Annotated in this window: 8 protein-coding genes; all 8 read left to right on the top strand. The window is 31.6% G+C overall.

Features of this window, described 5'->3' with window-relative positions; translation table 11 throughout:
• Positions 1 to 119: 119 nt before the first annotated feature.
• Complete coding sequence (locus L1S34_RS04340) at positions 120 to 1712, top strand: AAA family ATPase (protein WP_236362966.1); 1593 nt, start codon at positions 120 to 122, stop codon at positions 1710 to 1712.
• 2 nt (positions 1713 to 1714) lie between these two features.
• Positions 1715 to 2689, top strand: a complete 975-nt coding sequence (locus L1S34_RS04335) for a hypothetical protein (protein WP_236362965.1) — start codon at positions 1715 to 1717, stop codon at positions 2687 to 2689.
• Positions 2690 to 2753: 64 nt separating this feature from the next.
• The gene (locus L1S34_RS04330) at positions 2754 to 4493 is read left to right on the top strand and encodes a type I restriction-modification system subunit M (protein ID WP_236362964.1); all 1740 of its coding nucleotides are present in this window, start codon (positions 2754 to 2756) and stop codon (positions 4491 to 4493) included.
• Positions 4493 to 5836: a restriction endonuclease subunit S gene (locus tag L1S34_RS04325; protein WP_236362963.1), complete on the top strand. Its 1344-nt coding sequence runs from the start codon at positions 4493 to 4495 to the stop codon at positions 5834 to 5836. The genes L1S34_RS04330 and L1S34_RS04325 overlap by 1 nt, the downstream gene beginning before the upstream one ends.
• A 39-nt stretch (positions 5837 to 5875) precedes the next feature.
• On the top strand, positions 5876 to 7762 hold the full coding sequence (locus L1S34_RS04320; protein WP_236362962.1) for a phospholipase D-like domain-containing protein: 1887 nt from the start codon (positions 5876 to 5878) through the stop codon (positions 7760 to 7762).
• Positions 7763 to 7777: 15 nt separating this feature from the next.
• A complete protein-coding gene (locus L1S34_RS04315) occupies positions 7778 to 8650 on the top strand; it encodes a hypothetical protein (protein WP_236362961.1) in 873 nt (290 codons plus the stop codon).
• A 44-nt stretch (positions 8651 to 8694) separates the two neighbouring features.
• Complete coding sequence (locus tag L1S34_RS04310; RefSeq protein WP_236362960.1) at positions 8695 to 11673, top strand: type I restriction endonuclease subunit R; 2979 nt, start codon at positions 8695 to 8697, stop codon at positions 11671 to 11673.
• Between the two features lie 61 nt (positions 11674 to 11734).
• The gene (locus tag L1S34_RS04305) at positions 11735 to 14923 is read left to right on the top strand and encodes a hypothetical protein (protein WP_236362959.1); all 3189 of its coding nucleotides are present in this window, start codon (positions 11735 to 11737) and stop codon (positions 14921 to 14923) included.
• The last annotated feature ends 2 nt before the right edge of the window (positions 14924 to 14925 follow it).

Genomic DNA, 14925 nt, shown 5'->3' with positions numbered 1-14925 from the left:
ACTAAAGCAAGGAATTTGTATAATTTTAAAATCTGCACATTGATTTCGTAAGAATTATAAATTAAATTCGCACAGCATAAATCTAATATTGCACAAACAAAGTTTGATATAAATACTAAATGGAAAAAATAACAATACAGAATTTCAGAAAAATAAAAGAAACATGGGAACTTAATTTAGCTCCGATTACCTTTCTGACTGGAACCAATAACTCTGGAAAATCTAGCGTTATGAAAGCATTAATGCTATTGGATGGTTTTGGAAGTTCTAAAAATCATTTTGAATTAAATTTCAATCAAAAGCATTCCAGAAATCACAAAATTGATTGTTTTTCCAATGCAGTAAACAGACAAAATTTTAGAGAAAAACTTTGGGACATAAATTTTTCTATTGAAAACAAAGATTATTTTATTGATTATCATTTTTATCCTTTAGATAATAATGATAATAGATCTGAAAAAGGCAAACTCAAATCTTTGAAATTTAAAAGTAAATACGATAATTCATTATTCAGCATCACAAACTTAGCGGATGATGAATATAAATTAACGATTGATAACAGTTTTATAAATTTCAGAAATAATGATCCTGATATTTTTGACGAACAAGAAAACAAAAATGAATTGGATAGTTTCAAGATCGTTATTGAAAATGATTTAAAGGAAAGTGAATCAATTTTAAAAAAAATAGATAAAACCAGTATTGAAAGAGTACAGTTTTTAGACAAAGTAAAATCGTTAAAAGCTAAACTGAAAGAGGTAAACAAAAAAATAAAAGACCTTGAAAACAATAAAATCGAGGACGATTTACAGTTCAATCCAACTTTCAAATTAAGAGATTTTGGGGGCTCAGAATCTATAGATAAAATTATACGCGAAGTTTTAAGTAAATATTTTAGAGATAATGAAAAAGAAATTGGGCTAAGCAATACTAATCGTGATTTGTTTAGATTGTCGTCGTTAGGTGACATTGTTGTTGATGCATTGAATCTGAACGTTTCACACCTAACACCAAACCGAAATACACAAACCCGTTTGTATGTAAATGACAATGGGAACAATGATATCTATGATATTATTAAAAGTCTTTCCGAAAACCCTATTAAGAAAAAAAGTAAAGCAGATATTTTTATTAAAAAATGGATGTCAAAAGACTTCTTTGACATTGGCGAAGACTATAACATTAGACCTATAGAAGGTTTAGCATCAAAAATAGAAATTCAAGAAAATGGCGACGTGATAAACCTGGTTGATAAAGGGTTCGGTGCTGGTCAAATATTCACTATTTTACTTCGTATCGCTGATGTGATCAATGAAGAAAATCAATTAAAAGATCAAAAAAGGGATAGTAGTTTTATAAGCTCTAGTCCTTGCATTCTAATAGAAGAGCCGGAAGCTAATTTACATCCAGCTTTTCAATCCCTATTGGCGGAGTTATTTTTAGAAACATGGAAAGAATTTGGTATTCAGTTTATTGTAGAAACTCATTCGGAATATATTATCAGAAAATCGCAAGTACTGTTCGTTGAATATACAAAATCAGATATTAGTCAAGTCCCAGCTATGCGGATTCAATACAATCCTTTTTCAGTAATTTATTTTGATAAAGATGGTCCTTATGAAATGAAATATCGAAAAGATGGTAGATTCACAACTGAATTTGGAACTGGCTTTTTTGATGTAAATAGTAACTTAATTTTTGATTTACCTTAAATATGGATATTTACATCGATAAAGAAAATTTATTATCACTAATAAATTCCAAAGCTGAAAGTTTATACAATGATTGTATAAAAACATTAAAGAAACAATTGAATATTTTTTTTAATTTCCCAAAAGATGAACTTAAGACAGATGAAAAATTAATGTCTTGGTACGCAGATTTTTCTCAAGGTGTTGGAGAAAACAACACTTTTGCTTTTGGAAATAATTTTCCTCCAAGACCTCTAAAATCAAACACCTACAAAAATTTTAATTCTAGTCAATTGTCATCTGCTTATTTGATTAATGACGAACGATTCAATGCTTTAAACGATACAGGCACATTGCTTATGGCAAGACCTGGAGAAGAATTAGAATTGTTTAATAAATTATTTCTCTTTCAAGAAGATTATATTTTTGAAAAGAGATGGAGAATTTGCTCCCCCACTTTTAATTCTTGGGATGATCTTTCATCTTTTTCTTTACCCTTAACAGATATTATCATTGTTGACCCATTTATTTTAAAGAATAAGGATACTGACACAGATACAATAGATGTTAACCTGATTAGTTATTTGGAGACATTATCAGAAATCATCAATGTAAAAGTTAATATCGTTGTATTTACAAATCCTAGTAATATTGATGTTGATTATCCTATATTACTACCAAAAATAAGAGCTGTATTGAACAAAACAACAAATGTTCAACCAAATTTTACCCTTATAAAAACAAGTAAAGAACACGACAGAACAATTTTAACTAATTACAAAAGAATAAATTCTGGTGACACATTCAATTTTTTCAATAGTAAAGGTCAGAGAATTACAAAAGGTAAAGAAATTGGATATTCAAGTCTTGGGAATGCAGAAAATCACAAATTAGCAATTGAAGTTTATAATGATTTACAAACTCAAATAAACTTTCTTAAAGCTAACAATCCAGCTTTTATTATTGGTGATAAAGAATGTAATTATTTAACTTTCTAATTCCTCTGCACCAAACCCGCACACCAACACCCTATATTTGCAGCATAAAATTAAAACAACAGTAATGAGCAACAATAATAACACTAAAGTAGAAGTAGGTTTCATTTGGCAAATCACCGATGATGTATTGCGTGATGCGTTCAAGAAAAATGAAATTGGTGATGTCGTACTACCTTTTGTCGTTATCCGACGTTTAGATTGTATTCTTGATGGATTAAACGAAACCGTTCGATCTACCTATCATAATTTCAAAGACAAAGTAGCTGAGGACAAACTAGATCCTATTTTACGCAAAGCAGCGGGTGGGCTTAAATTCTACAATGTTTCTAATCATACCTTACATTCTTTAAAAGATGATGCTCGTAATATCGAAATCAATTTCAATAATTACCTCAATGGTTTCAACAAAGAGGTACGCGATATTTTAGAAAATTTTCAGTTCGATAAAATCATTGCCCGATTAATCAAAAACAAGTTGCTGTATGAAATGATTGATGCCATTTGCAAAATCGATATGCACAGCGACAAAATTGACAATCACGACATGGGTTATGTTTTTGAGGAGCTCATTCGTATCTCAAACGAACAATCAAATGAAACTGCGGGAGAGCATTTTACTCCTCGTGATGTGGTTGCTTTGATGAACACTATCATGTTTTCGACAGAGAAAGACGAGTTGTCTCAAACAGGTATCATTCGTACCATTTTTGATCCGGCTTGTGGTACCGGCGGTATGGTTAACCTGGGTAAAAACTACATTTTAGATACTTTGCTAAAAGACAGCAAAAACAAACCAACTATTCAAACCTACGGACAAGAATTGAATGAGCAATCCTATGCGATTGCGAAATCCGAAGCTTTGATTACAGGTGAAGAAGCGAACAATGTAAAACACGGTAATTCTTTCTCTGAAGATCAATTTCAAGGCAAGTATTTTCATTACATGATGGCCAATCCTCCTTATGGGGTAACTTGGAAAAAAGACCAACGTTTTATTGAAAACGAAGCCTTAAATCCAGCAGGTCGTTTTTATGCAGGTACACCGCGTACATCTGACGGGCAATTGTTGTTCTTACAGCACATGATTTCTAAAATGGAGCGCGAAGGAAGCCGTATTGGAGTAGTTACTAATGGTTCCCCTTTATTTACAGGTGACGCGGGTTCTGGCGAAAGCGATATCCGCAAATGGATTATCGAAAACGATTGGTTAGAATGTATCGTGGCTTTGCCGAAGGATATGTTCTACAACACCGGAATCAACACTTATATTTGGTTTTTGACCAACAAAAAACAAAAACACCGCAAAGGCAAAGTGCAATTGATTAATGCTGTAGAATACTGCCGTTCTAACAAAAAAAGCTTGGGTAACAAGCGTAACGAAATTACCGAAAACCACATTGCTGATATTTTAAAATTGTATACCAATTTTGAAACCACCAAGGATTGCAAAATCTATAACAACGAGGACTTTGGTTTTTACCAACTCACGGTAGAGCAACCATTGTATGACGAAAAAGGGAATAAAGTTTTGGATAAAAGCAAAAACCCTAAGCCGGACAGCAAAAAACGCGACAAAGAAAACGTGCCTTTATCAGCCGATATCGAAAAGTATTTTGAAAACGAAGTACTGCCTCACGTGCCCGATGCTTGGATTGATTTTGACAAAACACGCATTGGCTATGAAATCAACTTTACCAAGTATTTTTATGAATACAAGGGCTTGCGTGCCGCTACTGAGGTAAAACAAGAAATAGTATCACTTGAGAACGATATTGCTACTTTGTTAAATGAATTATTGAACTAATGAAAGGATACGATAGTTATAAAAATAGCGGTATTGAATGGATTGGTGAAATACCAAATGAATGGTCAATTACAAAATTGAAGTTTATTTCTAATATATTTAATGGAAATAGCTTAAATGAAGATTTAAAAGAAAAATATGAGTCTTATGATTTAAACAATATTGCATATATCAGTACTAAAGATGTTGAACAAGATACTGGTAAAGTTAATTTTGAAAATGGAATTAGAATTCCTAAAGATGACGGCAATTTTAAATTAGCTCCAAAAGGAAGTTTTGTCTTGTGCATTGAAGGTGCCAATGCTGGAAAAAAGATAGGTTATCTTAATGAAGATGTATATTTCGTAAACAAATTAGCATGCTTTGATTATGATAACAAATTTTTATATTATTATGCTTTAAGTGATAATTTTAAAAATCAATTTTTTAATTCTTTATCAGGATTAATAGGAGGTGTATCTATATCTACCATTAGAAATTTTTACTCTCCATTCCCTTCTTTCGAAGAACAAACCCAAATCGCCGCTTTCCTTGATTACAAAACGAATCTTATTGATGCTACCATCGAAAAGAAAAAGCGTTTAATTGCCTTGCTTAAAGAGAAACGCCAAGCCGTGATAAACGAAGCGGTAACTAAAGGACTAAACCCAAATGCACCTATGAAAGATAGTGGTGTAGACTGGTTGGGGGAAATTCCGGAGCATTGGGGCATTTCAAAAATTAAACTTTTATGTTCTGTTATTTCAAAAGGGACTACACCATCAACAGAAGGACGAGGATTAACCGATGAAGGTATTAGATACTTAAAAGCTGAAAATATTAAAGAAACTCAAGTTTCTTTTTTTCCTGAATTTTTTATTGATGTTGAAACTCATGAAATATTAAAACGCTCTCAATTAGAGGAAAATGATATTTTGTTTGTAATTGCTGGCGCAACTATTGGTAAAGTTGCAGTCTTACCAAAAGAATTAACGCCTGCTAATACAAATCAGGCTGTTTGTTTTATGAGATTAAAACAAAATGAAAATCATAAATTTTTACATTTTTGGCTTCAATCATCTAAAATTTACGAGCAAATTTGGTTAAATGCGGTACAATCAGCACAACCAAATTTATCTATGGAAGAATTGGGTAATTTTATTGTTCCATACCCATCAATAGCTGAACAAACTGAAATTGTTAATTTTATAGATATTACCACCTCGAAAATTGATGATTTAAATGATAAAAATAAGCTTCAAATCGAAAAACTTCAAACCTATCGCCAATCTATAATTTCAGAAGCAGTTACAGGTAAAATAGATGTTCGTGATTGGCAACCTCCAAAAAATAGAAAAGAATAAAAATCAACATAAAACCTACTAAAATTATAATCAAATACTATGAGCGACCTTATTACAAATGGAACTGAGATAAAGCAAAGAATTCTCTCTAAAATTAACAATGCACAGCAATGCATCTATCTTGCTATGGCCTATTTTACTGACAGAGAAATTGCAATGGCTTTTGTTGATGCCAAAAATCGTGGCGTATTAGTAGATGTTATCTTGTCGTCAAATGCTCAAAACGAAACCGTTAAGCTAATGCTTAAAGGGGCAGGCATAAGTGTTCACGCATTTGAAACGGGTGATGCTCGTGGAATCATGCATCATAAATTTTGTTTAATTGACAATAAAACGTCCATTAATGGGTCTTATAACTATTCTTTAAATGCCAGTAACAATAATGTAGAAAACATTCAAGTATCTACTGATTTTGCTATTTATTCCCAATTCCTATCAGAATTTGAACGCCTTAAGTATAATATTGACCATCAAATAGCGGTCAGTGAACAAACAATTATGACCGAGACTAAAACACCCGAAACACAACCCATGAACATTATCGATACTTTTTCAAAACAACTGCATAGCTTAGTGTATTCTGCTGCGCAAATCGATACTGAAAAATACAGAGCAGATGGTTACGAAAAATCGAAAGAAAATAAAGGGAACATTGATATTTTTAGAACAGAATACAATACCATTAAAGAGGAAGTACGAACCTATGCCACAGATGAAGGACTTGGTAACATAAAAAATGTACTAGCATCAAACATAGCTATTGCGTACGAGAGTACTAAAATAAATATTGATACCGAAAAACAAGAAAAACTAGCAGTTGCCAAAAGAGATAATGAACTCGAAAGCAAACAACTAGCACAAAAATTGGATGATCTAAAACAAGACAAATCAATTTTAGAATCGGGAAATTCTAATACTGGTCAAAAAGGATTGTTGCAAATTAACAAAGACATTGAAAAAAATAAACTTGAAAGAAATAGTTTAGAGCTCACTTTGATTACAAAAGAATTTTGGAGCATTGGCACCATATTCATAGTAATAGGTCTTGTACTATTTTCCTGTTACCTTTCTGTATTTTTCGCATCAGCAGTGTACAAAGTATTTTTTGAAGGAAATGCCATCCGTGCTTCTTTACAAGCGGGAATCAATCCGGGCCTTCCTCAACTTGTAGATGCCAATGCATTAATTAAAATATTCAAACTGCAAGGGCCTCTATTTGGTTTTATAGCTGCTTTATTTTTCTTGATACCAATTTTATTATCAAATTTAAAAATCATCGGTAGCGAAAACAAAGTCGTTAATAAAGCAATGTTTTGGGTAGGATTATTGGTTTTTGATATTTTAGTTTCAACAATGGTGGCTATAAACACTGACGAAATTAAATCTTTGTTAGTAGGTAAAGCGTCTACCATGCAGCTGTGGGAAGTAGTTAAACATGGTGAATTTTGGTTAATCTTTGTTTTTGGGATGTTTCCACTTATCCTAACGCATTTTTTAATTGATAACGTAATCAAAGCCTATAAAGATTCAAGAAGAGAAATTGTAGATGCAGAAAAAAACAGAAGAATTCAATTATTAGATCTTGACATGATTGAGCTTGTTGCCGATAAAGAAAACATCAATACACTCTTGAAAGAGAAAAATAGTGAAATTGATGACGCAAAAGAAAAACAGCTTCAATTAGAGACAGCAATAAACACTATGCAAACCCAAATTGAAAATAAATACGCTGAATTGCAAAAGCAAATCAAAGTAATTTATGAGGATTATAACGCAAGAATATCAAGTGGACAATTGTTTACCGAAGTAATTTTGAATGGGGTTATTGCTGCTTACAAATCAGGTTTTATTGAGTTTCTACCTGAATTTTATGCCTCTAACGAAGTAGCCAGCAGAGTAAAAGAAATCGAACAAGTATCAAATTAATTTATTTGCAATAACATGAATAAAATTGTAGTTGCCCTTTTGGGAGTATTTATTTTAGGGTCTTGTGGCTCTGAACCTCAGAATAAAAAAATAACTTATCAGAATTTAGTTATTCTTTCAGATATGTCCAGTCGTATTGACAACAAGCCGAATAAAGATATGGAGGAAATTAAAAAATTAATCTCCTATTTTAAAAATGAATGTGTAAAACCAGGAGAAAAAATAGGGGATAGATCTTCTATTTTATATACCTCTTTTTCAGACAAAATGATCGCATCAATTGATATTGATCAAATCGAAGGTGTCGCAGCAAAACAGCAGTTTGTAAACTCAACAGGTGATTATAAAAGCAAAGGTTTAAAGCAGCAACTTGTTGATTTTGAAAATAAAGTTAATGAGTCATATGCTACGATAAGAAACCAAGGCCTTGACTTAATAAGTATCTTAATAGAAAAAAATCAAAATGATGGTATCATCAAAAAGGACACCATACTCACAGATGGAGTTGATACTACACAGATCAATTATGATAATCATATTTATATCTTCACAGACGGATATTTAGAGTATTTCAATAGAAAGGGTAATAGTCAATTTTACTTTGGTAGTTCAGAAATTCAAAAAGTAAGGGATTATTGCAAGGCAAACAAAACGGATATTAAAAATGCACTCGAAAAAAATAAATCATTGCGTTTGCAACCCTTAAAAGCAGCAAATAACAAGTTCATAAACTTACACATTTACGAAACTCACGAAAGAGACAAAGATGATAAAATGCTTAGTTATAAAAATGAGCAAGGGTTGAGGGATAATGAAATCTTGGAGGCAGTTTGGCGTAAATGGGCTCTTGAAAGTGGTTTTAAAAGTTTAGAATGGAAAAAATATTAGTTGTTTAAAAGTAACATCTAGTCGAGGTTAATAAAAGAAAGTTTATGGCACAAGGTACAAGAGAAATTCATCTAGAAGAAGATATTGTAAAATACTTGGTAGAGCAAGGAGGATTTCATGAAGTCTCTCCTTTGGCTTATGATAAAGAATTGTGTCTCATTCCATCTGAGGTCATCGGTTTTATTCAAGAAACGCAGCCAGAGAAATACAATATACTTAAAGAAGACCAATATGGTGACAAAGTAGAAGAGAAGATTGTAGCTAATATTGCCAAAACCTATAAAGACCATAAAGACAAAACTCTTGATTTACTAAGAAACAAAGTAAGAGATAGAGGTGTTCAATTTGATATGGTGTATTGGCAACCTGCCAATAACAAAACGCCGGAGCATGAAGTAAATTATCAAAAAAACCGTTTGGCCGTGGTACGCCAATTGAAATATTCCAAAAAGAATAATAATTCAATTGACCTTGTTTTGTTTGTCAACGGAATTCCTGTTGTTACTCTTGAACTAAAAAACGAATTGACAGGGCAAAATCACCATAATGCGATCAAACAATACATACAGGATCGTGATCCTAAGGGAGAACCGTTTTTGGAATTCAAGCGATGTTTGGTGCACTTTGCGGTAGGTACTCAGAAAGTTTTTATGACCACAGAACTGAAAGGAAAGAGCACCTTCTTTTTGCCTTTTAATCAGAATTTAGAAAACTATAACGACAACGGCTTTGCAACTTCTTACTTATGGGAAGATGTATTAAAAAAAGATTCTTTATTGGATTTATTGCAAAACTACATCAATATTCAAACTGATGTAGAAAAGGAATACGACCCGCTAACTAAGGGATTAAAAGAAAAGAAATCAACTAAATTATTATTTCCACGTTTTCACCAACGCAGAGCGGTGCAACGCTTGCTAACAACTTTAAAAGATGAAGGGGCTGGAAAAAATTATTTAATTCAGCACTCAGCAGGTTCTGGAAAATCAAATACAATTACTTGGTTAGCCTATCGATTAGCGGGTTTTTACCAATTCGAATCTGATAATAAAGCCTTATTCGATTCGGTAATCATTGTGAATGACCGTAGGGCTTTAGACAAGCAAATCCAAAATAACATTCGTCAGCTAGACAATACACCAGGATTAGTAGCTTATATTGATGAGAACAAAACAGCGCAAGATCTTAAATTAGCCATTGAAGAGGGTAAGCGAATTATCATCACAACCATTCAAAAGTTTCCGGTAATATCGCAGACGATTGCCAATATGCCCGAGCGTAAGTACGCGGTTTTGATAGACGAGGCACATAGTTCACAATCTGGTGAAACAGCACGTCATTTAAAAAAATCATTATCACTTGAAGAAGCGGAGAACCAAGATGTATCAGAAGATCTGGACGATATTATTGCCGATGAAATCAAACGAAAAGGGAAACAACCTAATATTTCTTTTTTTGCATTTACAGCAACCCCAAAACCAAAAACTGAGGAATTGTTTGGCCGTAAAATAAATGGTGATCTAAAAGCTTTTGATTACTATACCATGGAGCAAGCCATCAAAGAAGGTTTTATTCGAGATGTCTTAAAAAATTACATGTCTTTTAAACGTTATTACAAAATCATTAAACGATCTGATATTGATGATAAAGAATACGAAAAAAAGAAAACGGTTCGGCTCTTAGGTTCGTACGCTGATTTGCAAGATCATGCTATAGAAAGAAAAGCACGCATTATGATAGAGCATTTTGTGAGTAAAACGCAAAATGAAATTCAAGGAAAGGCTAGAGCAATGGTGGTAACTAAATCGCGATTGCACGCTGTCCGTTTCAAGCGAAAGTTTGATGAAATCATGCAAGAAATGAAGTTGCCTTATAGTGCATTGGTAGCTTTTTCGGGTACAGTAAAAGACCATGAAGCCAATGAGGAATATACAGAAGCAAGTATGAACCAGCTAGCAGGAAAAACATCGATTCCTGAGGCTTTAAAGCTACCTCAATTCCGTTTTTTAATTGTTGCTAATAAATATCAAACAGGTTTTGATGAGCCTTTGTTGCACACCATGTTTGTGGATAAAAAATTAGGTGGTGCCTCTTCAGTACAAACGTTAAGCCGACTGAATAGAACCATGCGTGGTAAAGAAAGTACTATGGTGCTTGATTTTGTTAATGATCCCGAATTGATACAGCAAGATTTTCAACATTTTTATGGTGAAAATTTTATGGCAGAAGACAATCAAACGGATCCAAATAGCTTGTATACAGTACAAACCAAAGTAGATAGTTTTAATGTATTTTATCAAAATGAAATAGAAGCTTTTGCTAATATCTTTTTTAGAAAAGGAAATAACTATGAAAAGCTCAATCCGATTTTAGTAACCGTAAGCAAACGTTTTCAAGAATCTTTAGACGAGCTAGAGCAAACAAGTTTCAAAGCAGAAGCGCAAACCTTCTTAAAATTATATCGATTTTTAAGTCAAATTATCACTTTTACAGATGTTGAGCTAGAGAAATATTATGTTTTCTTAACAGCATTGGTGAAAATGTTACCCTACATAAAAGCAAATCTTCCATTAGATGTTTTAGGCGAAGTTGAATTGGATAGTTATAAAATTCAACATCAATATACTACTGATTTAGCATTAGTTTCTGAAAATGGAGAAATGTACGGTATGACTCCCGGTGGATCAGCAGGAAAAGATGAGGACGAACTAGATTTGTTAACGAATATCATAAAAGTTCTCAACGATACTTTTGGTATTGATTTATCAGAGGAAGACAAAGTAGAATTTAAAAAGATGAAGGATAAAATTTACTCTAATCAAGAGTTGATGGGATTTTTCAATAAGAATAATTCAAGAGACAATATTCAGGATAAATTCAGCGAAGAGATCGATAATGAATTACTGAATTTCATTAACACTAAGCTAGAACTCTACAATAAACTATCGGAAGATCGCGTGAATCTTATGTTCAAAAAAATGTGGTTCAATGATTTGTATAATAGTAAGGTAAGGGGGATTTAAAAAGTACTTAATTACTAAAATAAAACTTTTGCCGTTCTTAGAAAAAATATAAAAGTCAACTATGAGAATTAGTGAAATACTTATTGAATTAAATATTAAACTGGAAATATTAAAGCTATACTTTAAACATGTAAACTACACTTTTTTTAATATAGATCAGCAAGTTCCGGAAGAAACGTACAATAAAATAGTAGCAATCCATAGTAACGATATCGTAAAAAAAAGGATATTACGTAAGCAACAAGAAGACTCGATACTTGCCTATGTGGATAATGAAAACTATCGCTTTATTGCAACAGTAAAGTGGTATTATAATCAACAGACTAAAGGAGAATATGGATTTTTAGAATTGAAAGGTATGCCCGACATACATTTTTCTGGCAAGTCCTACCTGTATGATAATCCTGAATATTTAAAGCCTGGTGATGAAGTTGTAGTAACCTTGAACAAAAAAGAAGTTGATACAAAAAAATCAAATATTAGAGCTATTGCGGTAAATGACATTGCTCATGAAAAAGACATAAACTATCTGGTTTTTTACCTTTTGAATTATTTTCAAAGTTTGTTGAGTAAAAAAATTGATATTGTAATTGGTCAAATCTCAAAATTGTCGGTGCAGTTGACTGATGATGATAGAACAGCAATTAAGGTTTTTTTAGAGGATAAAATACGATTACAAGACATCAGAATAGATAAGCTACAACACATTCCTTCATTCCTAAAAGCTTGTCGAATTGACTTGACTTATTTTAATAGCTTTTTATTGGAATTAAAGCCAGATCAATTATTCGAGTTATGGAAAGATAATAACGATATTGAAATCGAATTTAATCAGCTTAAAGAAAATCTTACTAGTTACGTAAAACAAAATTTAAATAAAGAAAATAAAACTCATCAAACATTAGCGCTAGCTAAAAACTTTACACATATTTCGATAATTGAGAATACAATTAGATTCCTTTCTCGTCTTAGTAATGAACAAAAAAAAGAAGTTTTAGATTTAGTTTTAGAAGATGCTATTGACAAATATGAAGACTATGAGGTCCGTTATTTAAGTTCACTTTTGGTTATATACCAAACATTTAATATACCTGTTAATTTTAAGTATATAAGCCAAAAATTAAACCCAACAATAGTCTTTAATCTTTGGGTAAAAGTAGAAAAACTAGAGATTACTTATGAATTAATTGAGAAAGAACTTCGTGAGTATTTAAAACGGGATTTACATAATGCAACCAAATTGTTGGTTCGATTTAGTATTGAACAGAAGAAAGAAATTTTAGATCAACTCTTTTTGGAAATTTGCGCTTTAAATGAGAATAGCAAATATGATTTTTTAGTTTCAGTTATTAAAATCTATAAAGAATTTAATTTACCAATAGATTATAAATTTATTCCCAAAGAACAACATTTAAGGCTTTGGGAAGACAATATCATTTCTGAATTTCCATTCGACCAAGTTTTCAACAAACTGATGGTCTTAAAAAGGAAGTATTTTGAAAGAAAAACTCAAGCATACTTTCATGTCGCTGAAAAAGAAAAACATAGTGAATATGAAGAATATATCAACCGAATAAAAGAAGATGATTTAATAAACATATTAGCAAAGACATACTATAAAAATGGTTTAATTAATAAAGATGACGATTTTAAAACGGTAGTATTTTTTATTGAAAATATTCCTCAAAAATATAAATCAGAGTACATTAATTCAGCCTTTAATAAAGCATCCGATTTTTATAAGTTACAGCTATTTGTTTTAAACTATGTAGATGATATAGATTATAATGCGGTTGTTATTTATACCGGTTTATTGTCAGCTAAAAGTCAAAAACTTTTTTTCAAAAAAATTATTAAACTAATAGCTGAAAATAAAATTAATATTGGTTTGGATGATTTGAATAAAATCACAACCATAGATTTCCAAACAAGTGAATACGCCAAAGAAATTGATGGCGTAGGATTGGATTTTACATTGAGTGTGATTTTAAAGGTAGCAAATGATCTAAAAAATAAGATTTCTACAAGTAGGACTACTATATTTGATTTAGTAGCTAATCAAATTAAAAATCCAAAAGATTTATTGGTGATTGATGGTTTCTTTGAGAAATGTTCTGGCAAAACTGTAATTGAGGAAAATGGTATATATCAATTAGCGGATGGTACTTCAAAAATGCATTATCAAAAAACGAAAAAGGAACATTTCAAACCAAGGTTTTCAACATTTTGTGATGGTAGAAAAGCTTTAAAAACAGAAACACTCGAGCCGATATTGTGTAAAAAATCAAGCTTTGAATTTTGGTGGTGTGAGAATACTCAATGCTATGAGGTATGCAGAAAAGCTCATTCGCCAACAGACTGGCAAAATTATACTTTAGAAGATATTTTGAATGTTTTAAAAATTCCGTACGAAGAAGTTCAATACGAAATTTTATTAAATGTAATCAATCGTGTCAATCGATTTTTAGAGCATTTATCTTGCAGAAAATGTAATTCTATTTTAAAACCAAAAGGCAGCAAATCTAATTATGCTTTCCATGGTGTAACCATGTTTACTTGTAAGAATCAAGATTGTGAGGAAAATGTAAATGACATATACCTTTCCCATTGCTTGAATGGTCATTGCGAAGATATTATAGATAGCAGAGATAGTGTTAAATGCAAAACGCATGGCTTTGATGCTGAATGCGGTTGGTACATTTGCAAAAACTGTAATGCTTGTTGTAGTTCTGAAAAATTAAAGGCTCGTGCGGGCTATTTGGAAAATTTCGGACAAGAATATAAATGTCATTTAGAAGGCCATCGGGACAGAGGGATTGTTTGTTGTAGTGATTGTGGAAATGAAATGAAAGAGTCCATTGGGACTAATGAATTATACAAGGATCAATTAAATTGGTTTATAAATCAAAAAGACAACCATCCTAACATTATAAAATATGGCAAACGAAAAAACGATGATAAGTGGTGGTTTATCTGGGCTAGAGGTAACTTATCTTATGACGTGTATCGTAAACAAATACAAGGTCTATTTTCTAGTGGTTTTTCAATTCCTGATTTCAACAATAAAGAAAAAGATAATCAACTCATAGCGGAACCATTTGAGAAAAAGGTATTAGGAACTGAAAAGGTATTTGTATGCTTAAATTGTGACAAACATTTTGATTTAAATAATAATGATGATTTTAATTTTGTTAGAAAAAGAGCAGTTCAGATATTTCACAATAAAGTTTTTCCTAAAATTGATCTGTAATA

The sequence above is a fragment of the Flavobacterium sp. K77 genome, assembly GCF_021608205.1.
Lineage (GTDB): Bacteria > Bacteroidota > Bacteroidia > Flavobacteriales > Flavobacteriaceae > Flavobacterium > Flavobacterium turcicum.
This window is presented reverse-complemented; position numbering and strand designations above follow the sequence as displayed.

What these genes read in the sequence shown, in the direction of transcription:
- L1S34_RS04340 (WP_236362966.1), top strand. Translation starts at nt 120, where the DNA reads ATGGAAAAAATAACAATACAGAATTTCAGAAAAATAAAAGAAACATGG.
- L1S34_RS04335 (WP_236362965.1), top strand. Translation starts at nt 1,715, where the DNA reads ATGGATATTTACATCGATAAAGAAAATTTATTATCACTAATAAATTCC.
- L1S34_RS04330 (WP_236362964.1), top strand. Translation starts at nt 2,754, where the DNA reads ATGAGCAACAATAATAACACTAAAGTAGAAGTAGGTTTCATTTGGCAA.
- L1S34_RS04325 (WP_236362963.1), top strand. Translation starts at nt 4,493, where the DNA reads ATGAAAGGATACGATAGTTATAAAAATAGCGGTATTGAATGGATTGGT.
- L1S34_RS04320 (WP_236362962.1), top strand. Translation starts at nt 5,876, where the DNA reads ATGAGCGACCTTATTACAAATGGAACTGAGATAAAGCAAAGAATTCTC.
- L1S34_RS04315 (WP_236362961.1), top strand. Translation starts at nt 7,778, where the DNA reads ATGAATAAAATTGTAGTTGCCCTTTTGGGAGTATTTATTTTAGGGTCT.
- L1S34_RS04310 (WP_236362960.1), top strand. Translation starts at nt 8,695, where the DNA reads ATGGCACAAGGTACAAGAGAAATTCATCTAGAAGAAGATATTGTAAAA.
- L1S34_RS04305 (WP_236362959.1), top strand. Translation starts at nt 11,735, where the DNA reads ATGAGAATTAGTGAAATACTTATTGAATTAAATATTAAACTGGAAATA.